The sequence below is a fragment of the Citrobacter sp. RHBSTW-00881 genome, from assembly GCF_013728515.1.
In the GTDB taxonomy this organism is placed as follows: Bacteria; Pseudomonadota; Gammaproteobacteria; order Enterobacterales; family Enterobacteriaceae; genus Citrobacter; species Citrobacter braakii.
In genome coordinates, this window is record NZ_CP056269.1 from 769,615 (window position 1) to 796,220 (window position 26,606).

A 26,606-nucleotide genomic window follows, 5' to 3' on the forward strand; every position below is an offset into this window, starting at 1 on the left:
ATGAAATGGAATCAGTCAGACAGAAAAGTACTCACAATTATAGCCATTACTGGTGTGCTCCTGTATGCCATTTATAAAGGACTTCAGTTTTTAGCTGGTGTATCAATGGGGGCCAGTTTTGGGGTCGGTCTGGGAGGAATGAGCGGGTCTCAACAGGTAGAAGAATCACGAAAAGTTGAAACGGATGCGCCGACTCAAATTATTTATCGCATAGATAAAAATCGATATCTGACACTGGAAAACTACATATCTTGTGATAAGGGGGGGCAGGTTTATTATAATGATACTGAAAGGGAAATAAAAACCCAACTGGGATGGGATACAGATTTTTATGATTTCTCATATCGTCGTGGTAATAATGTTGCGGCTTATCAGGGAACCATTATTAATGGTGCAGATAATGGTTATCTGGCATTCCCCGGTGCATCAACCAGGCAATATTGTGGTAGCGGAAGGTCAGAAAGAGGTTGTCCTGTGTTTTTCTTCTTTTCAGCAGATCATGGAAAAACCTTTATCTATAAAATTATAGCTGAGGAGTACAACACCCCTGAACGATTCAGTAAGCTTAAAGTGGTAGTGGCTAATGATGGTGTTTATCTAAGGGATGAGTCCAAGAAAGAGCCAGTTTATAGTGATGGATATACTGATGGTCTTTCTGGTGTGAATAAATTTCGCTTCGATAGCAATAGCGGTAAGTTAATAAATGTATTTAATGATATGGATATTGAAGTTGAAAAACGGATAAAGAAGGAAGTGTCTCGAAGAAAACTACCATATGCTAATGATTATGGTCCGCGTTTTAATATATTTGACTATGCAAGGGAGTCTATTCCGCCTAAATCGCATGACGAAACTAATAGACTGGCAAATGAGCTATCTGATATAGCCACAAAAATGACAAGAGATGTTTATAAAAATAGAATTGGGTTCCCCCGATTATCTGATGAAGGTAGTGATAGAGCTTATCAATGCAATAATGAAGTTAAAGCCAAAACTATAATCTATATATCGAAATATGGTAAAAGGGAGGTAGTGAAAAATGAGCAATAGCAAAGAGCCAATCCGAGAGCTTGAGTGTAAGTTCGATGATAATGGACACCCTTCCTGGAGTTCATTTCCTTCACATAAGAATTGTCAGGTTAGAGGTGGATGTGATTTACCACCTCATTTACCTGGGATTATTATACTGGTCCATGGTGTTAATTCAACGGGAGAATGGTTTGAGAGCGCTGAAGAAAGCCTATGTGTAGGTTTAAATAAACGGCTTGGCCTTGAAAAACCATATCTTCTAATTAAGAATAAATACAAAAGCGATTCTGTGGTTTCAACTACACCATTAGTTGAAAGAGATGCGACAAACACAAAAGAATCAAACTCTCCTGTGATTAGATTCTATTGGGGGTATTCCTCACCTAAAGGTAATGAAGATAAATACGTTATACCGTTAGCCAATAGGAAAGGCGTTGATTATCATCAGTTGAAAATGCAAGGTGTTTCTCATGAAAGCATTATTGCTCAGGGGCCATTTTTCTGGGGCGGGGGGCCATTCCAGAACGGTACAAATAATCTACATTCTTTATGGAGTGAGAAAGGGTTTAAAGAGAGCGTTGCAGGTATTAAAGTCCAGTGGTTTAATGAAGACAAAGATCGCCTGTTAACCAATGCGCCACCGCGAAAATATTATGCGCATGCAGCCAAACGCCTTGCAGACATGGTTGACAGTATTCGTAATAAATATCCCAAAGATACGGTGACCATTATTTCTCACAGTCAGGGAACCATGGTCGCAATGGCTGCCGTAGCAATTGCTGAACAAGCACCTGATGCATTATTTGTACTTAACTCCCCCTATGCACTGGATCACAACGATCTCAATGGTGCGTCGCTTCCTGCAGAGGAATGTATCTCACCTAAAGGGAGGCAAAGTACATTGTCTGCCATTGTTGATAAGGTCGCTTCCAGAAAAAATCATTTGTCATCACTGGGCTATGAAGGGCTTTGTGTCGGACAAACGGCAGATAAAAAAAACTGGCGACCTGATGTCACTCTTGCTGATGAAAATGGTACCAGTCTTACCGAACGCGATAATCACGGGCGCACTTATATCTACTTTTGTCCTCATGACCGTGTTATGGGATCACGGCCGCTACGCTCAATTGGCTGGCAGGGATTACCCAATGATTCTCAGGGGCATCCTCATCCTCTGCTGAAAAAGCATCAGGGAAATTTATTTCAGCGGATGCTGGCTCGCAGTACTCCATGTGGCGAAGCTCCAAATCCCGTGACGCCTTTTGCAAAATTGCCGGATGGAAAACCTTTCTGGGATGATAAAGGCGACCAGTATCAAAGCAGTAGTTTCACCTATCCGGATCCTCCAGAATGGCAAACGGTTTTTATTAATGCCGAAAAAGTTCCGGAGCCTATTGATGCTACTAAATTGGCAAATTTTGATGTAACACGAGTGGGGATGGAACATGACGCCAGGCAAATAGATGGCTGGGGAGAGTTCAACCCGGATAAAAAAAATAAAAACGACAATACCTATGACAACTACATTAATCTTTACCCTAATCAGGATATTGTGATTGGCTTTAAGAATTTGGGGACACAATCAGAGCCTCGACTGGTACCCGTGACTCGCAAAGAAACATTTGAAGAGAAAGATGCTCGCCTGAGAACCTACGTTTCCCAGCCCACGGACCATAGTACTTTGCCAATGCGTGCTGATTTCATGTCGCAGGTGGTAGCTTATGATTTGCCGATTGGGTATTGCGATGCAACCTGGGATAAGGAATTTATGGCTGATTTACGGCGAAAAGCTGACTGGGTACAGGGGGAGGATCCCTATCTCTTTAGTGGAATCCCTGACAAAGTGCCAGAGCCTGATTTAATTAGCCGGGATACTGTTGGTGATGAGTTTAATACAGAGCAACGTAAGTTACCCGCTTACAGAGTTGTAAATAAGGCATAAATATATTTTTGTAGATTACAGTACAGGGAAAGAACACGTAACGATCATTTTTATACATATAAAAAGCAGGCGTGCCAGATTCGTCGGGCGCGACGTCACTGAACTCATCTGATGTTATCGACAATATGCTCATTACCCTGGTTAAGGCGCAATAATATGAAATGGAATCAGTCAGACAGAAAAGTACTCACAATTATAGCCATTACTGGTGTGCTCCTGTATGCCATTTATAAAGGACTTCAGTTTTTAGCTGGTGTATCAATGGGGGCCAGTTTTGGGGTCGGTCTGGGAGGAATGAGCGGGTCTCAACAGGTAGAAGAATCACGAAAAGTTGAAACGGATGCGCCGACTCAAATTATTTATCGCATAGATAAAACCAGGTTTCTGACGCTGGAGAACTACATTGCGTGTGATAAGGGGGGGCAGGTTTATTACAATGATACTGAAAGGGAAATAAAAACCCTGCTGGGATGGGATATTGATTTCAATGATTTCTCATATCGTCTTGGGAATAGCATGGCGTCATATCAGGGAGGCATTGTCAATGGAGCGGATAATGGGTATCTCGCATTTCCTGGAGCATCCACTGATCAGTATTGTGGTAGCGGAAGGTCAGAAAGAGGTTGTCCTGTGTTTTTCTTCTTTTCAGCAGATCATGGAAAAACCTTTATCTATAAAATTATAGCTGAGGAGTACAACACCCCTGAGCGATTCAGTAAGCTTAAAGTGGTAGTGGCGAATGATGGGGTTTACTTAAGAGATGAGTCTCAAATAGAGAGTGTATATTCTCACCCTGTAGGTCTTCGCGATCTTCATTCAGTGAATAAATTAAGATTTTCAGATGGAAGCTTAATAAGCGTTTATGACGACTGGCAAAAAAAAGTTGATGAGTTAGTAAAAGAAGAATTGATAAGAAAAAAAATTCCTTATGCAAACGAGTATGGACCGAGGTTTAATATATTCGACTATATCAGAACATTAACACCACCGAAAACTCATGAGGAAAGTAATTTGATGGCAAATGAACTGTCAGATATTCAAATCAGGATTGAAGATGAGGTTTATAGCAATAGGATTAAATTTCCAATTCTTTTAACTCAGGGCTTAGATAGTAAATATCAGTGTAATAAAAACATTAAAGCTAAAACCATCACGTATACCAATGTGTCAAGTGGGAAAAAGGTGGTGGTGAAAAATGAACAGTAATTCTGAACCCATCCGGGAACTTGAATGTAAGTTTGATGATAATGGGCATCCCTCCTGGCGCTCATTCCCGTCTCATAAAAATTGCCAGATCAGAGGCGGGTGTGATTTGCCGCCGCACTTACCAGGTATAATTATACTTGTACATGGCGTCAATTCGACAGGTGAGTGGTTTTCAATTGCGGAGAATAAACTTTGCGAAGGTCTGAATAAGAGGCTTGGATTAACCGGGACATCATACGAACTGAAAACCAATAAGTATCTTTCTGATGATAAAATAGATGCTGAACCTCTCATAGAAAGAGTTCTGCCTGCACCTAAGAAGCAAAAATCTCCAGTTATTCGTTTTTACTGGGGATATTCTTCATCGAAAGGTAATGAAGATCAATATGTTATACCGTTAGCCAATAGGAAAGGTGTTGATTATCATCAGTTGAAAATGCAAGGTGTTTCTCATGAAAATATTATGGCTCAGGGTCCATTTTTCTGGGGCGGCGGGCCATTCCAGAACGGTACAAATAATCTGCACTCTTTATGGAGTGAGAAAGGATTTAAAGAGAGCGTTGCCGGTATTAAGATACAATGGTTTAATGAAGATAAAGACCGCCTGTTAACCAATGCCCCGCCGCGCAAATATTATGCCCATGCGGCCAAACGTCTTGCAGACCTGGTTGACAGTATTCGTAAAAAATATCCCAAAGATACGGTGACCATTGTTTCTCACAGTCAGGGAACCATGGTCGCAATGGCTGCCGTAGCAATTGCTGAACAAGCACCTGATGCATTATTTGTACTTAACTCCCCCTATGCACTGGATCACAACGATCTTAATGGCGCGTCACTTCCGGCAGATGAGTGCATTTCGCCAGAAGGGCGGCAGAATACGTTATCTGCCATCATTGATAAGGTGGCTTCAAGAAAAAATCATTTGTCATCACTGGGCTATGAAGGGCTTTGTGTCGGACAAACGGCAGATAAAAAAAACTGGCGACCTGATGTCACTCTTGCTGATGAAAATGGTACCAGTCTTACCGAACGCGATAATCACGGGCGCACTTATATCTACTTTTGTCCTCATGACCGTGTTATGGGATCACGGCCGCTACGCTCAATTGGCTGGCAGGGATTACCCAATGATTCTCAGGGGCATCCTCATCCTCTGCTGAAAAAGCATCAGGGAAATTTATTTCAGCGGATGCTGGCTCGCAGTGCTCCATGTGGCGAAGCTCCAAATCCCGTGACGCCTTTTGCAAAATTGCCGGATGGAAAACCTTTCTGGGATGATAAAGGCGACCAGTATCAAAGCAGTAGTTTCACCTATCCGGATCCTCCAGAATGGCAAACAGTTTTTATTAATGCCGAAAAAGTACCTGAGCCATTATCAGCGGCCACATTGGCTAATTTTGATGGGTCCCGAGTTGGAGCTGAACATGATGCCAGTCAAAAAGATGGATGGGGTGAGATTAACCCGAAGAACAATCAAAAAAAAGACAATACCTATGACAATTACATCAATCTATATCCTAATCAGGATATTGTGATTGGCTTTAAGAATTTGGGGACACAATCAGAGCCTCGACTGGTACCCGTGACTCGCAAAGAAACATTTGAAGAGAAAGATGCTCGCCTGAGAACCTACGTTTCCCAGCCCACGGACCATAGTACTTTGCCAATGCGTGCTGATTTCATGTCGCAGGTGGTAGCTTATGATTTGCCGATTGGATATTGCGATGCAACCTGGGATAAGGAATTTATGGCTGATTTACGGCGAAAAGCGGACTGGGTACAGGGGGAGGATCCCTATCTCTTTAGTGGAATCCCTGACAAAGTGCCAGAGCCTGATTTAATTAGCCGGGATACTGTTGGTGATGAGTTTAATACAGAGCAACGTAAGTTACCCGCTTACAGAGTTGTAAATAAGGCATAAATATATTTAAGCTGACTTTAAGTCTCGGTGAGTTTTCTAAAATTAAGCACTATGGAGTCAGGTGTTTAATTATAATTAAAGGAATAGAAAGTGGGGAAATTTGCAGTTGTTTTAGGGGATGTCACTACACATGGTGGTAAAGTCACATCAGCCTCATCCAGTTTTGATATATCCGGTAAAAATGCCGCACTCTTAAATGATACCGTCACCTGCCCTGAGCATGGCATAAATAAAATTATTGAGTGCAATATTTCTGCCTATGAAGAAAACGGGCGTGGAATTGTTCTACATGGCTGTAAAACGCAGTGTGGTGCAAGCGTCATCGCAAGCTTGCAGGATATGGAGGTTGGCTGATGGGATGGTCTCTGCCGGAGGTGCCTGAAAAAGCGCAGGCAACGGCCTGGTCGCCCTGGGTCTGTCTTTTGATTATCGTATTAGGCCTTTTCATTGGCCTAATTGTTGCTGTGCTGAAATTACCGACGACAGGGTTGCCTTCGTTGAGCAGTGGGTACTGGTTACCACTGACTATCCGGACATTTACAGGCATTTCGGCAGCTATCGCTGTCTATAGTTTCTGGTGGGAAACGCTCGCAATTCGAGTCTGGAACTGGAATGAGTGGTGCCGGAGTATGCGTCTGAAATGGCGCTTACGCGCGCATCAGCATCTCGTCATTCTTAGCCATGTTTTCATCACTGCCAATACGAACCTGTTGTCTCGTCTTGCACATACACAGGCAGGGGATAGCGCGGACCCGCCACCTTTAACGTTGTTGTCGGACGCCCCTATTACGCCCGGCATTTCACGTTTTGAGCAGCTACTTCGTCATCTCATCGCTCAGATAAGTCCTTCGATTCAGCGACGATATCCTTCCGGCCCACTCCAGATTATTGTTCAGACCAATGGTAGCGACAAAGATCGTGAATCTCAGTCATTCCATCGCATCTGGTCAGTAGGTCCCACACCTTGGAATGTCGACGTTCATTTTCAGGATGCAGATTCATCCTTTGGTGACTGGAATCAGTTTGTAGGGTCAACAAAGCGGCCCGTACTGGTACTGGCAATGCACTATCGGCTTCCCGATGATGTTCTACCTGAATTTGCCAGCGCGTTGTTTATGATTCATCCGTCGATGCTAAATCAGGGTGAAGGAAAAAATGCGTTACGGATTTTCCGGGCGATGCCGCTCAACACCCGTACGCTTGCAACGGAACTCAGTGAATTACGGGATATGGCCCTCACGCCTGCCAGCAAGAAACACCTTGTCTGGCACAGTGGGCTGTCAGATGCGCCACGGCAGTCAGTGAATAGGGTGCTGAATGATCTGCCGGTTCCTCTGTACGATAGCATTGGAACTGGTGGTGTCATTGACTTTGACACCGCATGTGTCTGGTATGGCGGCCTTGCTGGCTGGGCAATGATTGGCGCTGCGGCTGAGATGGCTGCTTATGGCCCAGCCAGTCAGTGGCTACTTCTCGAAGGCGAGGAAGATGCCTGGGCAGTGACGATCGGAAACAACGCCCCCGAAGTCGGGTCTGATCATTTCGTTATTCAGCCACCCTTCCCCGGAGGATCTGTTCTGATGGCATTACTGCTCAATGCCGGGCTGTACAGCCTCATGATCCGCTATTTCCCTTCAACGGCATTCTCCTGGTCAGGGATCACTCTTCTTCTGCTGTCACTGATAGTGATATTGCCCGGGTTGGCTATTTTGCTGAGGCGAATTACAGCTCGTCTCCAGCGCCCGGAATTTATCAGGGTTGCACGACACTCCGTAAAGGAATAACCGGCATGAAAAAGATTTCAAAGCCACTGGGGGCTGGGCTACTCATCGTGGCAGTCCTGCTGTTGATACTCTTTATTTTTGCACAGACAACGCAGTTGCCCTCTGATAGTGGTGACGATAATTTCTGGTATGTGATGGCTGGTTTCATCATCCTGACTGCCACATTATGCACCTTGGTATTTTTTACGTGGTCCAGGCAACAAAATCCCTCTCCCGTTACGCCTGATGGTGAAAATAATCACAAAGAAGAAAGAACGTCGGATCAAAATGATTTTTCAGCACTGAACAAACATCTCAGAAGACGGTACTCGTTCTTCTGGCGTTATAAAGTCCGTCTGCTACTGGTCACTGGCGACGAAGCCGCTATCGAACAGCTGGTTCCCGGCCTGCAGGAAAGCCAATGGCTGGAAGGGAACTGCACGGTGCTGATTTATGGTGGCAGCCTGACCGCAGAGCACGACACAGAAAAATACGCTGCACTACGCAAATTACGCCGTGGACGCCCACTGGACGGGATTGTCCGGGTAATACCTCAGTCTTTTAACCTGACGCCACAGGTCAGTGACAACGATTTACGCGGGCTGGAAAAAATCAGCGAGCTGCTGCGTTATTCTGCCCCGGTCTGGCTATGGCAGTTATGCGACAGCAACTGGTCGCAGACAAAACGCCCTGAGCAGACTGTCGGGGCACGCTTTCCGCTGCGTGCAAAAGAAGACGATATTACCCGCCAGCTTGAAAGGATACTGCCGGAATTGCGGGCACAGGGTATTAGTCAGGTCGCTGAGAACAACGGTCACGACTTCCTGCTGCGCCTGGGCCAGCACCTCAAAGACGGCGGTATCGCCCGCTGGGCTCAGCAACTTGTGCCATGGCTGTCTGCCTCCCAGCAACGCGTTCCGCTGCGTGGCCTGATGTTCAGCCTGTCGGGAAGTCAGTCGCCTGAAAACGCAGTTGCTTATACCGATGCGGAGACTTATGTCCCGGAATCACAGCGCCATGCGCTGACTCTGCCAGCGACCTGGCAGGGTATCGTTGACGACTGCCCCCGTGTACGTGGCCGCCGTGTCGGGATGGCGTGGGAACAAACGCTTGCCTGGATACTGATGATCAGTATCGGGGTCTGGGGGGGCGGGACGCTGCTTTCGTTTTCACTGAACTACGGGCAAATCTCTTCTGTCGCGACAAAAGCACGCAACCTGGTGGAACATCCTTCCGTATCGGATTACCAGCTGACGACACTGCATGAACTGCGTAACGATGCGGGTCGTTTACAGCATCACATTCAGAATGGCTCACCTTTGTATCAGCGCTTTGGCCTTGATCATAGCCAACATCTGCTGAGCGCGATGCTGCCGTGGTACGGTGTCGCGAATAATCGCCTGATTCGCGATCCGGCCAATGCCGCTCTGACGGAAAAACTGACCGCGCTGATCAACTCTGTGCCGAACAGCGATCGGCGTGCGCAGCTTGCTAAACCCGGTTATGACCAATTGAAGGCGTGGATGATGATGGCCCGGCCGGATAAAGCCGACGGCGCATTCTACGCGCAGACCCTGAAAACCGTGCAGCCAGCGCGGACGGGCATCTCTACCGGTCTGTGGCAAAGCCTGTCGCCGGATTTGTGGGCCTTCTATATCGCCACACTCCCAAAACAGCCACAGTGGAAAATCACGCCGGATGCGCAACTGGTCAGCCAGAGCCGCCAGGTGCTGTTGCAGCAAATCGGGCGTCGCAACGCGGAAAGTACGCTGTATGAAAACATGCTCAAATCGGTGCGCCGTAACTTTGCAGATGTATCTCTGGAGGACATGACCAGCGGTACTGATGCCCGCCGCCTGTTCACCACTGATGAAGTGGTACCAGGCATGTTTACCCGTCAGGCGTGGGAGGGCGGTATTCAGCAGGCGATAGAGAAAGCGGCTAACTCCCGTCGTGACGAAATTGACTGGGTGCTGAGCGACAGCCGAAAAGCAGTGTCCTCAGACCTGTCGCCGGAAGCCCTGAAAGCGCGCCTGACGCAACGTTACTTCACTGATTTTGCGGGTAGCTGGCTGAATTTTCTCAACAGTCTGCGGCTTAACCCGGCAAACAACATTGCAGACGTCACTGACCAGTTGACGCTGATGAGTGATGTGCGCCAGTCGCCACTGATTGCTCTGATGAATACTCTCGCCTGGCAGGGGCAGACCGGCCAGCAAAGCGAGGGACTTTCGGATTCCATTATCAAATCGGCTAAGGATCTTGTCGGCGGGAAAGACAAACCGGTGATTGACCAGTCTGCGTCAGGGCCGCAGGGTCCGCTGGATGAAACCTTTGGTCCGCTGCTTCAGCTTCTGGGTAAAAACAAAGGCAGCAACGTCATGTCGGCTGACACTTCGCTGAGCCTGCAGACCTATCTGACCCGTATCACCCGCGTGCGTCTGCGCCTGCAGCAGGTGGCAAGCGCTTCTGATCCACAGGAGATGATGCAGACTCTCGCCCAGACCGTGTTTAAGGGCAAGAGCGTCGATCTGACCGACACCCAGCAATACGGTAGCCTTATTTCGGCAAGCCTTGGCGAAGAGTGGAGCAGTTTTGGCAGCACGATGTTCGTGTTGCCACTGACTCAAGCCTGGGAAACGGTGCTGCAGCCGTCGGCGGCGAGCCTGAATGATAAATGGAGCCGCGCCGTGGTGGCGAACTGGCACACGGCCTTTGACGGGCGCTTCCCGTTTGCGGTGAGTAAAAGTGATGCCTCTTTGCCGATGCTGGCTGAATTTGTGCGTAAGGACAGCGGACGTATAGAGCGCTTCCTGACGACAGAGCTCAACGGTGTGCTGCACAAAGAGGGTAGTCAGTGGGTACCGGATAAGGTCAACAGCCAGAGGTTGAACTTTAACCCGGCCTTCCTGCGGGCCATTAACCAACTGAGTCAACTGTCAGACATTCTGTTCACAGATGGCAGCCAGGGCATCAGCTTTGAACTGCAGGCGCGTCCTGTGCCGCAGGTGGTGGAAACCCAGTTGACCATTGATGGACAAAAGCTGCACTACTTCAACCAGATGGCCGACTGGCAAAGCTTCCGCTGGCCGGGAGATACCTACAAGCCGGGGACGATGCTGACCTGGACCACGGTCAATGCCGGTGCGCGTCTGTTCGGGGATTTCAGTGGGACCTGGGGCTTTATTCGCTGGCTGGACCAGGGCAAGCGCCAGCAGCTTGACCGCAGTCAGTGGATGATGAGTTTTACCGCCCCGGATGGTCGCACCCTGCAGTGGGTGCTGCGCTCACAACTCGGAAAAGGTCCGCTGGCGTTGCTGGAACTGCGTGGTTTCACGCTGCCGGATCAGATATTCAGTGTTGACAGCGAGGCCACCGCGCAGGCGCTGATGGCCAACACCAGAAACAATGACATGGAGGGGGGCGAATAATGAGCACACTGCAGAATCTGGTTGCCGCCTGTCAGGCTGACGAAACTCAGTTGCGGCAACAGGCGCAGGCACGCACGGAAAACTGGCAGCCCTGGCTTGCTCCGGTAAATGACACCAGTCCGACCGGAGAAGACCCCGGTTATGACGATGATTTTCAGCGTATCCGCGAGGAGGTCAATAAACTATCCGGCATCGATACCGGCCTGATTTGCACGCTTGCCGAAAAACTGCTGACCACCACAGCCAAAGATATCCGGATCGCCACCTACTACTGCTGGGCGCGTCTGCATCAGGACGGGGAGACCGGCTTTGCCGAAGGGCTTGAACTGCTGGCCAGATTGCTACAGCGCTATGGAACGCAGCTTCATCCTCAGCGTGAGCGGAGCCGTAAACCGGCGCTGGAGTGGCTCGCAGGCTCCCGCGTTCTGGACAGCCTGTCACTCTGGCCGGAAGTGGTACGCGATGATGCACTGCGCACTGCCGGTGCGCTGCTGCTCATCCGCGACAGTCTGGAGCCAGAACCAGAAGCGTCACGGCCAGAGCTCAATGCACTATACAGTGCTCTGGAGTCTCGCCTGATGAAGGCCGGTGGCGTGGATGCTGTGGTACCGCAGAACGCTGGTAATAAGGCTCAGTCACAGAGCGCTATGCATACCATCGAGTCAGACACGCCGGTTTTGAGCCGCATCACCTCTGGTCAAGATTTGTTGGCCCAGGCCCGTACCCTGACCGGATATCTGCGTGAGCAGCCCGATGGCTGGCTCGCCGCACACCGGCTGATGAAAAGCCTGCGTCATGACACGCTGAGTGCTATTCCGGCACCTGATGCCGAAGGGAAAACGCGCATCGAACCGCCGCGTGCTGACCAGCGGGCCATGCTCAAACGCCTGTATCTGCAGCAGAGCTGGCTGGAAATACTGGAGCAGGCGGACAATACCTTCTCGCGCGGTGCCAATCACCTCTGGCTGGATTTGCAGTGGTATATCCACCAGGCACTGATAAAGTCAGGGCAGGATGTACTGGCCGATATCATCACTGCAGACCTGAAAGGGTTGCTGCGCCGCCTTACCGGGCTTGAAACCTTGGCCTTTAATGACGGAACGCCGTTTGCCGATGAAGTCACGCTGAACTGGATAAATCAGAGCGTACTGGACGATATGTCCGGCTGGCGCGATGAGCCGGTCAGTGCCGTCAGTGAGACGGGCAACGATATTCTGGCCCTTGAGCCGGAAGCGTTGGAGAAAGCGGACACTGACGGTCTGGATGCCACACTACACTGGCTGCAGACCCGTCCGGGCTCCGACTCCACAAAAGACAAATGGCTGCTGCGCCTGCTGATGGCCCGTGTAGCCGAGCAGAAGGGCAAGAATGAACTGGCGCTGCATCTGCTGGGCGAGCTCGATGGTGCTGCGCAGTCCATCACCCTCACGCAGTGGACACCGGCGCTGCTGTTTGAAGTGAAATCGCGTCGCCTCAGACTGCTGCGTATGAAAGCTACACGCAGTGAAACCGATAAATCACGGCTTCAGCCTGAGATGGACCAGCTTCTGGCTGGTCTGATTGCGCTCGATCCGGCAGGCAGTGCAGTGCTTTGCGGGTAACACCACTTGGCATACCTTTAAAACACACATATTCAGGTTTTTATGGACGATTTAACCCTGCGTTATTACGACGCTGAAATGCGCTACCTGCTGGAAGCGGGCGAAGAGTTTGCCCGTGCTCACCCGGAGCAGGCGGCAATGCTCAATCTCGATAAAGCGGGCGCGCGCGACCCGTATGTGGAACGCCTGTTTGAAGGCTTTGCCTTCCTGATGGGCCGCTTGCGCGAGAAACTTGATGACGATCTACCGGAACTAACCGAAGGGCTAGTCAGCCTGCTGTGGCCGCATTACCTGCGTACCATTCCGTCAATGTCGGTGGTGGAGTTCACCCCTGACTGGCGTGAGATGAAAGAGCAGATGCGTATCGTCAAAGGTTTCGAGGTAAACTCGCGACCGATCGGTGAGAAGGGTACGCGCTGCCGGTACACCACTACCAAAGAGATTACCCTTCAACCGTTGTCGCTGGAGCACGCCCGACTGTCCACCGACCCTGACGGGCGTTCGGTCATCACGCTGCGCTTTAATTGCAGCCATCTTGCCGACTGGAGTCGTGTCGATCTCAGTCAGCTCCCGTTCTACTTCAATGCAGACGCTCCGCTGGCCTGCGCCATGCATGAAGCTTTTACCATGAACACGGCCCGCCTATGGTTGCGGATGCCGGGAGGCATGGACAGAAGACCGCTCGACGGATATTTCACTGCGCTGGGCTTTGGTGATGACGATGACCTGTGGCCGAAGGGAAGCAGCAGCTTTAGCGGCTATCAGCTGTTGCTGGAGTACTTCACCTTCCGTGAGAAATTCATGTTCATGGGGCTGCATGGGCTGGAGACCGTGGCCTTTCCGGCTGAGCTCCCATGGTTTGAAATCGACGTGGTACTGGCGGAGCGCTGGGAGCATGATTTCAGCTTTACCGAAAAGCATTTGCGCCTGAACTGTGTGCCGGTGATTAACCTGTTCCCGCTGGAATCCGACCCGCTGACGCTCAACTCCCTGCAGACCGAATACATGCTGCGCCCAATGCGCGTGCAGGATGGCCATACCGAGATATACGCGGTGGATTCGGTAATGTCATCGAGCCAGCACACCTACGTGCCGTTTTCGAGTTTCCGCCACAAAGGTGGAATGATGCGTCATGAAGCGCCGGAATATTACTACCACACCCGCGTGCGCCGTGGCCCGTCGGGCCTGCATAACACCTGGCTTATCCTTGGTGGTGAAGCCTTTGATAACCACACCGTACCGGAAGACGAAAGCCTGTCGCTGACGCTCACCGGCACCAACGGCCAGCTGCCACGACGAGCACTGCAGAGCACGGTGCTTGATACGGTGATGAAAACCACCTCGACCAGTATCGCCGTACGTAACCTGTGCGCGCCGACGCTGCCCTGTTATCCGCCGGCGCAGGACCGTTTCCACTGGCGCGTGCTGAGTCACCTCGGCAGCGGATTCCTGTCGATGATGGATAATGCCGATGTGCTGCGCGGTACCCTGGCGCTGTACGAGTGGACCGACAGCGAGATGAACCGCCGCCGCCTGGAAGCCATCATTGACGTGAAGCACAGCGAAACCGAGCGCTTTGAGCAGGGCTACCTGGTACGCGGTGTGCAGATTGAGGTGGCGCTGGACAGCCACGGCTTTGCCGGGCGGGGCGATATCTGCCTGTTTGGTGAGATGCTCAGTCGCTTCTTCGCGCTGTATACCGATATCTATTTGTTTAACCGCCTGATTATCATCCTGCAACCAACCGGAGAGCGCCTGGAATGGGAAGAGAAGCACAATCGCCGTATTCCCGGCTGACCCCGCGGCTCGAAGCCGACCTTCACCGCATCAACTTTTACCGTTTATGCCAGTTGCTGGAGAAACTGAATCCGGACCGGCCGCTGATGGGCTCAACCAGCCACCCCGAAGATGACCCGGTGCGGTTTGCGCCGCATCCGGGGATGGGTTTCCCTGCAAGTGAACTGAAAGCTGTCGAATATGACGAGGATGATGACCGCAGGCCACCGCTCATCCGCACGACCTTTATGGGGATGTATGGTGTCGATTCTCCTTTGCCCACAGCGTACCTTGATGACATCACCCAGCGCCGGGAAGGGCATGAGGCATTACAGGGTTTTCTGGATATCTTCAGCCACCGCATCCTGACTCAGTTTTATCGTATCTGGCGAAAATATTCCTACCCGGCCACATTCGAGCCTGGCGGGACTGACAGCATCTCGCAGTCGTTGCTGGGCCTGGTGGGGTTGGGCATTCCCGGTACGGCAAACCATATTGCCACGCCGGTATCCCGATTTCTTGCGCTGCTGGGCGTACTGCAACAGCCCGGTAAAACCGAGGAGGGAATGCAGGCGCTGGTGACGCTGCTGGCCCCGGATACCACTGTGAAGGTCAGCCCCTACTGTCTGCGCCCGGTGGAGGTCAGCCAGCCACTGGGCTTTTACGGTGATGACGATTTTCTTCTGGATGGCAACACGCCGCTCGGCGACGAAGCGATGGATGCCAACAGCCAGCTGCTCGTTGCTATCACCACGGAAAATGAACAGGAAGTACAGGGCTGGAAGCCGGATGGCCTGCTGTATCAGGACTTTCTGGCGATGCTGCGTGTCTATCTCGGCTGGCGCTTCAGGGCAAAAATCACCCTGACCACCCGAACCCGACTGCTGGCGGCTCCGCCGCTCGGCGAAGGCCCCTTCTGGCTTGGGATGAATGGCGTGCTGGGCGCGGAAGACGAAGACCTCCCGGACGATATCCCCCAGACCTTTACGACCGAACTGGGCTATTACACCGGACTTCAGCCCGCGACACCACAACAAGGAAACCGACGTGTTACGTACAAGTTTAACTAATACAGCGCGCTGGCTGTTACCCCTACTGGCATTCAGTCTGACGGGCTGCGGGGTGGCGCAGGGCATCACCGATGGCACCAAATCGACCTTTAACGCAGTGTTCTACAAAAAGATTAAGGTGCTGCTCCTGGATTTCACCGCGCGTGAGGCGCTGAACACCGATTCGCGCGAGAGTAACTCGCTGTCTGAACCGGTAGTGATCCGTATCTACCAACTGAAAGACCGCAAAACCTTCGACAAAACGGTCTACCAGCAGTTGCTGATAGACGGGGAGACCATTCTGAAAGCTGACCTGCTGGCAAGCCGTGATGTGGTGGTTAAGCCGGGCGGTGATGCGACCCTGAATATGCCGATGGAGGCCGATACACTGTTTGTGGCGGTGGTGGGTCTGTTCCGTCACCCGGATATGGTCAACAACACCTGGAAGCTGGTGATAGGCCGCGAAGAACTTGAGCCGGATAAGCCGCGCATTCTGGAAGCCGGTAACAACCATCTGACGCTGCAACCGCTCAAGGACGAATGATGCCCCAGGGACATAACACGCCTTCGCTGTATGAAATGCTGACCGGAAATTTTACCGGTGGTCTCAATCTCAACCAGGTCAGTGAAGAAAATCAGGTCATCCTCTCGGTACTGGATAACATGCAACGCATCCTCAACTGCCGTGCCGGCACTCTGGCGCATCTGCCAGACTACGGCCTGCCCGATATGACGAAAATCCTTCAGGGCATGCCGGGAACGGCCCATGAGCTCATGGGGACATTGTCTGCTGTTCTGCTCAAATATGAGCCTCGCCTGAAAAAAATAACGGTTGTCCTGCTGGAGCAGCACGTTCCTGGTGAACTGCGCTATGCCATTGATGCTGAGCTTAAGGGGATTGGCCTCGTGCGTTACGGAACCGAGTTTATGCCCGAGGGGCGGGTTCTGATTCGGCACCTCAAGAGGCAGGGTTGGCTTGAGACTGGAGTGTTCTGATATGGAAAAGAATCGCATCAGCACCGGGGGGGACCCGCGTGCTTTCATGGAGTTCGGGCAGTTACGTGATGAAATTAGCAAGCTGACTCACCCTGCGCGCCCGGACGTTGACTGGCAAAAAGTTGAACAATTAAGCCTGTCATTGTTTCGTCATAATGGCGTCGAACTGCAAACACTGGCCTGGTACACCGTAGCCAGAATACGTAATGCGGGACTGGAGGGACTTGCCGAAGGCACGGAACTTCTGGAGGCCTTACTGACGCACCACTGGAATGCAATATGGCCACAGCAAACCCATGCCCGCGTTGAGATCCTGGCATGGCTGTCTGTTCGCTTACAGCAAGAATTGCGTACGCTAACGCTGTCATATGCTGATTTATCAAAGGTGTATCGGGTTGAACAAAGTTTAAAACATGCCTGCGCAGTGCTGCAACGGCTTGAATTGAAAGCGCTTAGTAAACTGGAGGTTATCGTGACCTGGATGCACAATGCAGCTTTGCGTCTGGAGAAGTCCGATCCCGATTCGGGATCGGCCGTAGTGATGATACCGGCTCCAGGTGCAACAAATAACGTTGCGACGTCTTTGCCACAACTGGTCTTTGTGGTTAATGAGCCAGCGTCGTCCGGGCAATCGAGCACTGCGGTTTTAGCTACCAAAATCGATCATGGAACCCGACGCATGTGGCTGGGGTTTGCTATCGGTGTCATGGTTACAGCAGTGGTGAGTACAGGCGCTTTTCTTGGTATCAACCCTATGCGAGCTGACGGATATGAACTGGTTAAGCCATTGCCGCAGGTGCTGACACCTGAACAATTGTCCACGTTGAAGCAGTCCTCAGATTTGAAGGGGAAGAAGCAAGATATAATTGCTGCAACGCAAGGGCAATTGGACGTTTTACATCGCTTGTCACCTTTGTGGTCGCGGGAATATGCTGCATCATTAGCGCAGCAGTTAGTCACTCTGTGGCCGGAAGAATCGCAGACGACAGTATTCACGAGCAGATTACAGAAACAGTTAATCACGGAAGCGTTGTCAGAAGGCGCTCTGCAAAACTGGCATCATGCCCAGCAGGGGCTGGAAGCGTTAACCGCCCAGCTAAATGCGCTTGATGAACGCAAGGGTAAATACCTGACAGGGTCGGAGTTGAAATCAGCCATTTTCACTATCCGCCGCCAGCTTGACCAAACGCCGCCGACAGAAGAATTGTTGCGTCAAATCGATGAGGAATTTAAAAAACAGGGGAGTGTGTCACCCGCTTTGTATCAGCAGCTCGATATACGGCTTAACCAGCTTCTTAATCGTTATACGCTGCTGAAACAAAATGCCATTCGAGGGCGGTAGCACTGGAAATAAGCCAGCCAAAGACCATCAAATGAGTCAGACGTTTATATTAACTTAGTTAATGATCTTCGTTATAAAATCATGCGAAAGAGTCAGCGCTTTCGCTGATTCAGGCGGATTGTATGCCTTATTATAAGGATCGCAAAATCCGTGACGGCTGTTGAGTATATGAAACGATACTAGTGGATACTGACGGAGTTTATGCTGGAGAAAGTAAGGATCACAGGCTTCTTCATATTTCGCCTGGATAACCAGTGTTGGGCTGTTGGGCATTATATCAGTATAATCACGTATACGGCTTCCGTAGAAACTGACGATACCATCGCATTGTGTATTCTCCGAACAAAGCCATGCTAATGTCCCTCCAACACTGAATCCGACGATTATTATTTTTTTATAATGATCACGTATTCTTATCAGTAAATCGAAGATCATTGATGTATCGAATCCGCAGAACTTCATAAAATAATCGTATGCCTGGCTATGTTGATCGTATGAGAAAGGTTCTTCGCGGTTCAAAAAATTGGGGCAATATACATCAAGTCCTGAATTGTGCAGTTCTTTACATACTTGCTTGATATGATTATTCAATCCATAAATTTCATGTAAAACTATCACAGCATTTTCATTTTTAGATAATAGAGTATACATCAACTGTCTCCAATAGCTTTTAACTATCTATTTTAATAATAAAGTTTGTCAAGGGTTATCACCGGGCGTAAATTTTACAACCTCCCTGAAAATCTCGTTACCAAGGATCTCGAGCTGATTCATTACCTCATCACTGGCCTGTTCCATTCTTTTTAACGCCAGGGACATATGCTCATGGTCGCCAGAAATCGAATACTCGATTGCAAGAACGCCGGAGTTATGTAACATCTGGTGAGGGTCCTCCAGATTTTTAAATCCCGTTAAATGAGCGAAACATCTTCCAGTATCACCGTAATACCATTTCCCCAATCTGCACTGACTATATGATGTCAACGTATCATCTAATTTATTCTCGGTAAGTTTTTTATATAGATCTATTTTCCAGATAACATGATCCATTTTAATGATACTTAAAAATAGTAAATTTGATATGTAGTCAATAATTGCCTTCATTGCGGCTGATTTTTCAATTACACTTTTAATAGAAAAAACAACTTCATTCATATGCTGAGTGATTTTCGTGATTATTGCTAGCTGTGCTTCGATGGAGGTATCAACCGTAGAACCATTATTCTGGAGGGTTTCCGTTTGCAAGAATATATGGTTAGTGCACGTTTTAACATTTTCAGCCAGTTGTCTAACCTCTTTAGATATAACGCTAAATCCTCTTCCCGCCTCACCTACACGGGCAGCTTCAATCGCTGAATTTATTGCGATTAGATTTGTATGATTGGCAATTTTTTGTATGTCTTTAATTGCATCATTAATTTCAGTCAGTGATAACTTCAGATGAGTCATTTGTTTTTGAATTTCTGCTGATTCTTTGCCTGCCTCATTGATCTCAATAACGAGTGATTCAAGGGAATGCATTGCTTTATTATTTTGTGCGTTTAGTTCTGTTATTTTATCTTTTTCTGTATTTAATTGTTCATGAGTTGAAATTAATGATGTTCTGATCAGGTTGAGTGTTGATATGCCAGAAGTGAAATGATGGCAGATGATTTTATTGTAGTTTTCTGCTTTTTGTTCAGCGATGGGGGTGTCAGTTTCGATGATTTCGGAAGAAGTGTTGTAATTATAGTTACTATTTCTTTTAACTATCTTAGCGATAATTTTCCTGATCATCTTATCAATCCTTTTTCGATAATAGCTTTAAGAAAATAATGGTTTAATAGTTTATCGCCTATGTTATAGATTACGTCAATATATTTTTAATTAGTATTACTTGATGTATTATATTTTCTTGATAATTGTTTTGTTGAATTATTTTACAGAAATGGCCTGGTGTTTTTTAAATGCGCGTGTTATCTATTAAGATAAGAATTATACTTCAGTTGAACACTACAGATAATGATGTTTCAGTGTATTAAAATCTCCATCTGTTAGTTTTATATTTTAGCTTAACCTAAATATTCTTGTGATATCGCTCCCCAACCTGGATGTGTAGTTGGATTACATCATTTATGTGTGCATTGAAAAATTCAGAGAGTGGTTAGATGTATCACTATATATCGAGTACATGAGCAAAATTGAGATTGTGATAACCGCCGGTTAAAATGCAACATTATTAATGTATTTATAATAACAGCGGTGTCCGGACCCGGACTAACGCCGCAGGGGGTGAACAACGCGCTTGTCGCGCTGGCCCCGCAAGGGTGAGTCGCTGGAGACGAATAATCGAACGGAGCTTGATGGAGAGTCCGTTTCTCCAAAAGCAAAAACCCGCCTCTAGGGCGGGTTCTTTAAATAGTGGTGCCCGGACTCGGAATCGAACCAAGGACACGGGGATTTTCAATCCCCTGCTCTACCGACTGAGCTATCCGGGCAACGAGGCGCATTAAACCCGATTCGCTTCGCTTCGTCAACGAAATTTCTTCAAATCAATGCAGACTGCACAATCTATCACCACATTGCTGCTAATGCACGCATTCTCAGGCAAAAAATGCCGTCCAGGCGGCGGAAAGCGGCATTGCCAGCAGCAGAGCAGGAAGCATATTCACAACCGCAAACATTTTAATGCCGCAAATACGCAAACCGGTTGCCAGCAGCAATAGACCGCCTACGGCGCTGAAATCGGCCATCATAGCTGGCGTCGTCAGGGGCAAAATCAGTGCTGCACAGGTGGCAAGCGTTAGCTGGATTGCCAGCATCGGCATGCAAATGGCGGATACCGCGATTCCTAATGAGCAGGCAAAAATGATGGCCGTGAAGAAATCCAAAAATGACTTGGCGATTAAAATATTCGGGTCGCCGGTCATCCCTTCATGTATCGCACCGAAGATCCCGGTACCGCTGGCGCAAAACAGCACAATGATAGCCACATAGCTTTGAATAAAGGATTCGTGCGTTACGTTGGCGTCCGAGCGGGTGAAAAGCTGCTGCGCTTTGGCTACCGCAGCATTGATCCCTTTTTCCAGATGACAAAACTCGCCAATTAACGCGCCGACCAGCGTTGCCAGAACCATCACCGGTAGATTGGCGCATTTGATAACCAGCAAGATACCAATCCCTAACGAGGCCAGCCCGAAAATAGAGGTCATGGAGACCCGAATACGTTCTGGTATATGCTGGCTGAGCAGCGCGCCGAGAATGCCACCAAATAAAATGGCGCTGGCATTAATAAAGGGTCCGATTACCACATTTGCTCCTGCATACCCATCATCGTCTTGATACTAAAGGCAATTAGCTGGGTGAAATTATGTTTCAGATTGCATTATTATGCCGCAACTTTCAGACGAAATACTTGCTTATCTGTAAGGTTTTCGCACAGGATTTTATCTTGCGCCTGTAAGTGAAAGGTGCCATGATTGCGCGAATTTTCTCCTGTCTGAATGGGGCTGCCTGGGATGATATTACTCCCCCTACATCGCCTTCAACATCGCCTTTTTGCGCGACGTTTGCCCCTTCCCGCGACTTATCTTTACGCTCCCACCATGCGGTGAGGGCAGCGCACGCTCACTGCAGGATAACAGTAAAATCAGAGGCTATCTGCTTTTACTGATGTCTGGCGGTCGGGGCTGGTAACCAGTTTGACCTGTCATTTCGTGGGCAAAGCCATGCGGCGTTGTCCGGGACTTTTGATTTTCCCGAAACGGGTTATTGCGCTTATGAAATCAATGAAAATTGCCGCCAGTAGTGAACTGGTTTCTCGTCTGTCCAGCCATCGTCAGGTGGTGTCGCTGGACAGCACCGATTTTACTGACGTTGCGGCAGTCGTCATTACCGTTGCGGACAGCCGCAGTGGGATCCTGGCTTTGCTGAAACGCACCGGTTTTCATCTACCTGTGTTTCTGTTCGCAGAGTCTGATGTTGATGTGCCTGCGGGCGTTAATGCGGTAATTCGCGGTCAGGCCCAGGACTGGCTGGAGCTGGAGTCTGCTGCCTGTCAGTATGAGGAAGAGCTGCTGCCGCCCTTCTATGACACGCTTACCCAGTATGTCGAAATGGGGAACAGCACGTTTGCCTGCCCGGGACACCAACACGGTGAGTTTTTTAAGAAGCATCCTGCGGGCCGACATTTCTATGAGTTCTTTGGTGAGAATCTGTTTCGCGCGGATATGTGCAACGCTGACGTTAAGCTTGGCGATCTGTTGATTCATGAAGGATCAGCGAAACATGCGCAGAAATTTGCTGCGAAAGTTTTCCACGCGGATAAAACCTACTTTGTGCTGAATGGGACCTCTGCGGCCAATAAAGTGGTCACCAATGCTCTGCTGACGCGCGGCGATCTGGTGCTGTTTGACCGCAACAATCATAAATCGAACCACCACGGGGCGCTGATCCAGGCGGGTGCTACGCCGGTTTATCTGGAAGCGGCGCGTAATCCGTTTGGCTTTATTGGCGGCATTGATGAGCACTGCTTTGATGAGGAGTATCTGCGCCAGCAACTTCGAGAAGTTGCGCCGCAAAAGGCTGATCAACCGCGCCCGTTCCGTCTGGCGATCATTCAGTTGGGTACCTATGACGGTACGATCTACAACGCCCGGCAGGTGATCGACAAGATCGGTCACCTGTGCGATTACATCCTGTTTGATTCCGCATGGGTCGGTTACGAGCAATTTATCCCGATGATGGCCGATGGGTCGCCGCTGCTGCTAGAGCTCAATGCTAACGATCCGGGGATCTTTGTCACTCAGTCGGTACACAAACAGCAGGCCGGATTCTCGCAAACCTCGCAGATCCATAAAAAGGATAACCATATTCGCGGCCAGGCGCGCTTCTGCCCGCATAAGCGTCTGAACAATGCGTTTATGCTGCATGCTTCCACCAGCCCGTTTTACCCGCTGTTTGCGGCGCTGGACGTTAACGCCAAAATCCATGAAGGCGAGAGCGGCCGTCGGCTATGGGCGGAATGTGTGACGCTGGGGATCGAGGCCCGCAAAGCGATTATTACCCGCTGTAAGCTGCTTCAACCGTTTATTCCTCCGGTAGTAGATGGCAAACCGTGGGAAAGCTATCCGACACAGGTGATTGCCAGCGAGCGTCGCTTCTTTAGTTTTGAACCTGGTGCTAAATGGCATGGTTTTTCTGGATATGCGCGCGACCAGTATTTTGTCGATCCCTGCAAACTGCTGTTAACCACTCCGGGCATTGATGCGCAAACCGGGCAATATACTGAGTTTGGTATTCCGGCGACGATTTTGGCGCATTATCTGCGTGAAAACGGTATCGTGCCGGAGAAATGCGACCTTAACTCGATTCTGTTCCTGCTGACCCCGGCAGAAAGCGCTGAGAAACTGGCGCAACTGGTCGCGATGCTGGCGCAGTTTGAGCAGCATATTGAAGACGATACGCCGCTGGCAAACGTGCTGCCCACCATCTTCAACAAGTATCCGGTACGTTACCGGGATTACACGCTGCGTGAACTGTGTCAGGAGATGCACTCACTGTACGTCAGCTTTGATGTGAAAGATCTGCAAAAAGCGATGTTCCGTCAGGAGGGTTTACCTGCAGTGGCGATGAACCCGCAGGATGCTAACAGCGCCTTTATCCGCGGTGATGTTGAACTGGTGCGAATTTGTGATGCCGCTGGTCGCATTGCGGCAGAAGGCGCGCTGCCTTATCCTCCGGGCGTACTGTGCGTGGTACCGGGCGAAGTATGGGGCGGGGCGGTGCAACGTTACTTCCTGGCATTGGAAGAGGGCATAAACCTGCTGCCGGGCTTCTCGCCGGAGCTGCAAGGGGTTTACAGTGAAACGGATGCAGACGGCATTAAACGTCTGTATGGATATGTTCTGAAGTAAGCGTCATCTGACCAAATAGGGCCACCATCAGGTGACCCTATTTAATCAATAAAGATTAGTGCGCGATAGTCTGGGCGCCTGCCGGAACGCGTACGTGTTTGTATTTAAACAGCGCAACGAAGGCAAAAGCCAGAACCAGCGAGTAACCTGCGAAGATCAGCCACACGGTCTGCCAATCGGTAATACCGTTCAGCGTATAGTGTTCAACTACTTTACCGCTCACCAGACCGCCCAGAATACAACCGAAGCCGTTGGTCATCATCAGGAACATGCCTTGTGCGCTGGCGCGGATTTCAGGGCGAACTTCTTTCTCTACAAACACGGAGCCAGAGATGTTGAAGAAGTCGAAGGCGCAGCCGTAAACAATCATCGACAGAACCAGCAGCACGGTACCAAACGGTGTTGGATCGCCGTAGGCAAACAGGCCAAAGCGCAGCATCCACGCCACGATACTGATAAGCATCACGTTCTTAATACCGTAACGGCTTAAGAAGAACGGGATGGTCAGGATAAACAGCGTCTCGGAGATCTGCGAAATCGACATCATCACCGACGCGTGTTCAACGATGAAGCTGCCGGAGAACAGCGGATTGTTATCGAAGCTGTGCAGGAAGGTATTACCGAACATATTGGTAATTTGCAGCTCTGCGCCCAGCATCATAGAGAAGATGAAGAAAATCGCCATACGCTTGTTTTTAAACAGCGCGAAGGCATCCAGGCCCAACATGGAAGACCAGCTCTGGTTTTTCTGCTGATTGGCGACCGGGATATGCGGCAGCGTCAGGGTGAACAGCGCCAATACGACGGACAGCGTCGCGCCGATATACAGCTGCATATGGCTCAGTTCAAAGCCGGAGAAGCTTACCGCCCACATCGCCAGAATAAAGCCGATGGTGCCCCAGATACGGATTGGCGGGAAGTCTGTAACAATATCCATCCCGGCTGATTGCAGGCGATAGTAAGAGATGGTGTTGATTAACCCCAACGTTGGCATATAGGCCAGGGAGTTAAGCAAGATCACGAAGAACATGGCACCTGGCGTGGTGACTTCGGCTGCGGCGAACAGCGTTGCTGCGCCGACCAGGTGACAAATGGTGTACACCCATTTTGCACTGATCCATTTGTCAGCCACGATCCCTAACAGCGTAGGCATAAACACGGCGGCGATCCCCAGCGAGCTGTACACCGCGCCAATGGATGCACCATCAAATTTAAGGGTGACAAACATATAGGAGCCGAGGGTAGTGAGCCAACTACCCCATAAGCAGAACTGCAGAAACGAGAGAACTTTCAGCTGCAGCTTAAGATTCATGTTAATTTCCTCACACCGTAATGCGGATGAATGTTTTAAAAGGCACATTTGCCGTGGCTATATGATGTGATTCTATCAACGAGAGGCACTCTTTTTTTGTTACCTGTGACAAATATTTGCAAACAATTTCGGATTGCAAAGCAAAAGAGTGATGGAGTTAACGTTTTTCCCTCTTCAGGCCCCCGTTTTAGGGGGCAAGAGAGGGATACATTAGCGGCGACGATATGATTTTTGTGCGGAATTGACCTTGTAAAGATATCGGCGTGATTCAGCAGATGGGTGTCGGGTGGTCAGCGTTTGATAAACGTCCCCAGGGGACATGCTGTTAATGATGTTTGCGGCCTGAATTTTATCGTTCGAGAACACGCGCAGCACGCTGCCCGCACCGCCGTTATACGCGGTGATCACCGCATAGCGACGTGAGGTCGGATTATCAATGCCGCCCAAATAGACATTATTCAGCATTGCCAGATAGGCAGTACCGGTATCAATGTTGCTGGCCGGGTCAAACAAGAAGCTACGGCTTGGCGTGCCTGAGCGCCCCTGGGAACGGAACACATCTTTTCCGGCGCTGTGTTGTACCACCTGCATGAGTCCCAGCGCATCGGCATGGCTGACCGCATACGGGTTAAACGAGGATTCGGTTTGCATGATGGCCAGAATCAGCGACTCGTCGACGCCATACTTACGTGAAGCCTGACGTACCATGCCGACGTATTTATGCGCGCGCTTATCAAGGTGGTTCGGGACCAGATTGATCGTCACGCTATAGATGATACGCAAGCCATTGCTGCGCTTTTTCAGTCGCGTTTGTAGCAGGTAGTTGGCAAAGTTGGTTGCACGTCCCTCCCAACGAATAGGCTGGCCGGTATTATCGACTACCTGCCCGTACAGGAACGGCTCTTTGGAAATCTTAATGTCGTCGACATCGGAATAGAGGTCGATAGAACCCGGATCATCGCCCATCAGCAACGTCTTGATAATCGCTAGACGCAGATGTCCGGCGGGATCTGTCCCGGCAATGGTCTCGACGGTTATCGTACCGTCATCAAAATTGATATGGCTGCGGGTTTGATACTGATCGGTATACTTTACGTAGTCCTTCGGACCCGCAATCAGCACTTCCTTAAATCCCCACAGATTCTCAATGTTATGGGCAAATTGCCCCATCAGAATATCAAAACCGTTGGTATCCTTGACCCAGGCTTCGTTATAGGAATCGCCTTTTTTGGTCGAACTGGAACAGGAGATGAGCAACGGCGCGATAACGGCAAGCGCGAGAAATTTTTTCATCATTCCGGGAGTGCGTGTTGTGTTTGTTGTTGTATCGTTTTGCCGGAT

19 protein-coding genes and 1 tRNA gene are annotated in these 26,606 nt (G+C 49.7%); 14 read left to right on the forward strand and 6 right to left on the reverse strand.

Annotated elements, in window-relative coordinates:
* From HV311_RS03775 to HV311_RS03835, 13 genes are all read left to right on the forward strand, one after another.
* Window positions 1-1,050, forward strand: a complete 1,050-nt coding sequence (locus HV311_RS03775) for a T6SS immunity protein Tli3 family protein (protein ID WP_191220724.1) — start codon at window positions 1-3, stop codon at window positions 1,048-1,050.
* Window positions 1,040-2,971 carry a T6SS effector phospholipase Tle3 domain-containing protein gene (locus tag HV311_RS03780; RefSeq protein ID WP_181633250.1) on the forward strand — a complete coding sequence of 644 codons (1,932 nt, stop codon included), beginning with the start codon at window positions 1,040-1,042 and terminating at the stop codon, window positions 2,969-2,971. The genes HV311_RS03775 and HV311_RS03780 overlap by 11 nt, the downstream gene beginning before the upstream one ends.
* Before the next feature lie 156 nt (window positions 2,972-3,127).
* Complete coding sequence (locus HV311_RS03785; RefSeq protein WP_191220725.1) at window positions 3,128-4,177, forward strand: T6SS immunity protein Tli3 family protein; 1,050 nt, start codon at window positions 3,128-3,130, stop codon at window positions 4,175-4,177.
* Window positions 4,167-6,101: a T6SS effector phospholipase Tle3 domain-containing protein gene (locus tag HV311_RS03790; RefSeq protein ID WP_191220726.1), complete on the forward strand. Its 1,935-nt coding sequence runs from the start codon at window positions 4,167-4,169 to the stop codon at window positions 6,099-6,101. The genes HV311_RS03785 and HV311_RS03790 overlap by 11 nt, the downstream gene beginning before the upstream one ends.
* A 90-nt stretch (window positions 6,102-6,191) precedes the next feature.
* Complete coding sequence (locus HV311_RS03795) at window positions 6,192-6,455, forward strand: PAAR domain-containing protein (RefSeq protein WP_181636284.1); 264 nt, start codon at window positions 6,192-6,194, stop codon at window positions 6,453-6,455.
* Window positions 6,455-7,885 (forward strand): hypothetical protein, encoded by a 1,431-nt coding sequence (locus tag HV311_RS03800; RefSeq protein ID WP_161623261.1) that lies wholly within the window; start codon window positions 6,455-6,457, stop codon window positions 7,883-7,885. Before HV311_RS03795 ends, HV311_RS03800 begins: the two co-directional genes overlap by 1 nt.
* Window positions 7,886-7,890: 5 nt before the next feature.
* Entirely contained in the window at window positions 7,891-11,295 is a 3,405-nt protein-coding gene (locus HV311_RS03805) for an ImcF-related family protein (protein ID WP_191220727.1), read from the forward strand.
* Complete coding sequence (gene tssA, locus HV311_RS03810) at window positions 11,295-12,896, forward strand: type VI secretion system protein TssA (protein ID WP_181547388.1); 1,602 nt, start codon at window positions 11,295-11,297, stop codon at window positions 12,894-12,896. Before HV311_RS03805 ends, tssA begins: the two co-directional genes overlap by 1 nt.
* Before the next feature lie 42 nt (window positions 12,897-12,938).
* Window positions 12,939-14,693, forward strand: a complete 1,755-nt coding sequence (gene tssF, locus HV311_RS03815; protein WP_191220728.1) for a type VI secretion system baseplate subunit TssF — start codon at window positions 12,939-12,941, stop codon at window positions 14,691-14,693.
* Window positions 14,657-15,742, forward strand: coding sequence for a type VI secretion system baseplate subunit TssG (gene tssG / locus HV311_RS03820; RefSeq protein WP_191220729.1), 1,086 nt, complete (start codon window positions 14,657-14,659; stop codon window positions 15,740-15,742). The genes tssF and tssG overlap by 37 nt, the downstream gene beginning before the upstream one ends.
* A complete protein-coding gene (gene tssJ / locus HV311_RS03825; RefSeq protein WP_181636289.1) occupies window positions 15,720-16,265 on the forward strand; it encodes a type VI secretion system lipoprotein TssJ in 546 nt (181 codons plus the stop codon). The genes tssG and tssJ overlap by 23 nt, the downstream gene beginning before the upstream one ends.
* A complete protein-coding gene (gene tssE / locus HV311_RS03830) occupies window positions 16,265-16,717 on the forward strand; it encodes a type VI secretion system baseplate subunit TssE (RefSeq protein ID WP_181636686.1) in 453 nt (150 codons plus the stop codon). Before tssJ ends, tssE begins: the two co-directional genes overlap by 1 nt.
* 1 nt (window position 16,718) lies before the next feature.
* Window positions 16,719-18,059, forward strand: coding sequence for a VasL domain-containing protein (locus HV311_RS03835; RefSeq protein ID WP_191220730.1), 1,341 nt, complete (start codon window positions 16,719-16,721; stop codon window positions 18,057-18,059).
* Window positions 18,060-18,113: 54 nt separating this feature from the next.
* Here HV311_RS03835 and HV311_RS03840 read toward each other — a convergent pair whose 3' ends face one another.
* The 4 genes from HV311_RS03840 to HV311_RS03855 form a co-directional block, all read right to left on the reverse strand.
* Entirely contained in the window at window positions 18,114-18,710 is a 597-nt protein-coding gene (locus tag HV311_RS03840) for a dienelactone hydrolase family protein (protein ID WP_181636290.1), read from the reverse strand.
* Window positions 18,711-18,758: 48 nt separating this feature from the next.
* Window positions 18,759-19,835, reverse strand: a complete 1,077-nt coding sequence (locus tag HV311_RS03845; protein ID WP_191220731.1) for a methyl-accepting chemotaxis protein — start codon at window positions 19,833-19,835, stop codon at window positions 18,759-18,761.
* A 625-nt stretch (window positions 19,836-20,460) separates the two neighbouring features.
* A tRNA-Phe gene (locus tag HV311_RS03850) sits at window positions 20,461-20,536 on the reverse strand.
* 105 nt (window positions 20,537-20,641) lie between these two features.
* Complete coding sequence (locus HV311_RS03855; RefSeq protein WP_047357842.1) at window positions 20,642-21,349, reverse strand: DUF554 domain-containing protein; 708 nt, start codon at window positions 21,347-21,349, stop codon at window positions 20,642-20,644.
* A 468-nt stretch (window positions 21,350-21,817) separates the two neighbouring features.
* On the opposite strand from HV311_RS03855, the gene HV311_RS03860 reads away from it, so the two are divergent.
* Entirely contained in the window at window positions 21,818-23,953 is a 2,136-nt protein-coding gene (locus HV311_RS03860; RefSeq protein WP_191220732.1) for an ornithine decarboxylase, read from the forward strand.
* 55 nt (window positions 23,954-24,008) lie between these two features.
* Here the strand turns inward: HV311_RS03860 and HV311_RS03865 are convergent, their stop codons facing one another.
* Complete coding sequence (locus tag HV311_RS03865; protein WP_016157449.1) at window positions 24,009-25,265, reverse strand: nucleoside permease; 1,257 nt, start codon at window positions 25,263-25,265, stop codon at window positions 24,009-24,011.
* A gap of 210 nt (window positions 25,266-25,475) precedes the next feature.
* Window positions 25,476-26,561, reverse strand: a complete 1,086-nt coding sequence (mltC, locus tag HV311_RS03870) for a membrane-bound lytic murein transglycosylase MltC (protein WP_016154410.1) — start codon at window positions 26,559-26,561, stop codon at window positions 25,476-25,478.
* Between the last annotated feature and the right edge of the window lie 45 nt (window positions 26,562-26,606).

Excerpts from the sequence above, each read along its gene's own strand:
- tssG (WP_191220729.1), top strand. The coding sequence starts at position 14,657 with ATGGGAAGAGAAGCACAATCGCCGTATTCCCGGCTGACCCCGCGGCTC.
- HV311_RS03845 (WP_191220731.1), bottom strand. The coding sequence starts at position 19,835 with ATGATCAGGAAAATTATCGCTAAGATAGTTAAAAGAAATAGTAACTAT.
- HV311_RS03800 (WP_161623261.1), top strand. The coding sequence starts at position 6,455 with ATGGGATGGTCTCTGCCGGAGGTGCCTGAAAAAGCGCAGGCAACGGCC.
- HV311_RS03835 (WP_191220730.1), top strand. The coding sequence starts at position 16,719 with ATGGAAAAGAATCGCATCAGCACCGGGGGGGACCCGCGTGCTTTCATG.
- HV311_RS03790 (WP_191220726.1), top strand. The coding sequence starts at position 4,167 with ATGAACAGTAATTCTGAACCCATCCGGGAACTTGAATGTAAGTTTGAT.
- tssE (WP_181636686.1), top strand. The coding sequence starts at position 16,265 with ATGCCCCAGGGACATAACACGCCTTCGCTGTATGAAATGCTGACCGGA.
- HV311_RS03840 (WP_181636290.1), bottom strand. The coding sequence starts at position 18,710 with ATGTATACTCTATTATCTAAAAATGAAAATGCTGTGATAGTTTTACAT.
- HV311_RS03860 (WP_191220732.1), top strand. The coding sequence starts at position 21,818 with ATGAAATCAATGAAAATTGCCGCCAGTAGTGAACTGGTTTCTCGTCTG.
- HV311_RS03865 (WP_016157449.1), bottom strand. The coding sequence starts at position 25,265 with ATGAATCTTAAGCTGCAGCTGAAAGTTCTCTCGTTTCTGCAGTTCTGC.
- HV311_RS03785 (WP_191220725.1), top strand. The coding sequence starts at position 3,128 with ATGAAATGGAATCAGTCAGACAGAAAAGTACTCACAATTATAGCCATT.
- mltC (WP_016154410.1), bottom strand. The coding sequence starts at position 26,561 with ATGATGAAAAAATTTCTCGCGCTTGCCGTTATCGCGCCGTTGCTCATC.
- tssA (WP_181547388.1), top strand. The coding sequence starts at position 11,295 with ATGAGCACACTGCAGAATCTGGTTGCCGCCTGTCAGGCTGACGAAACT.
- HV311_RS03805 (WP_191220727.1), top strand. The coding sequence starts at position 7,891 with ATGAAAAAGATTTCAAAGCCACTGGGGGCTGGGCTACTCATCGTGGCA.
- tssF (WP_191220728.1), top strand. The coding sequence starts at position 12,939 with ATGGACGATTTAACCCTGCGTTATTACGACGCTGAAATGCGCTACCTG.
- HV311_RS03775 (WP_191220724.1), top strand. The coding sequence starts at position 1 with ATGAAATGGAATCAGTCAGACAGAAAAGTACTCACAATTATAGCCATT.
- HV311_RS03780 (WP_181633250.1), top strand. The coding sequence starts at position 1,040 with ATGAGCAATAGCAAAGAGCCAATCCGAGAGCTTGAGTGTAAGTTCGAT.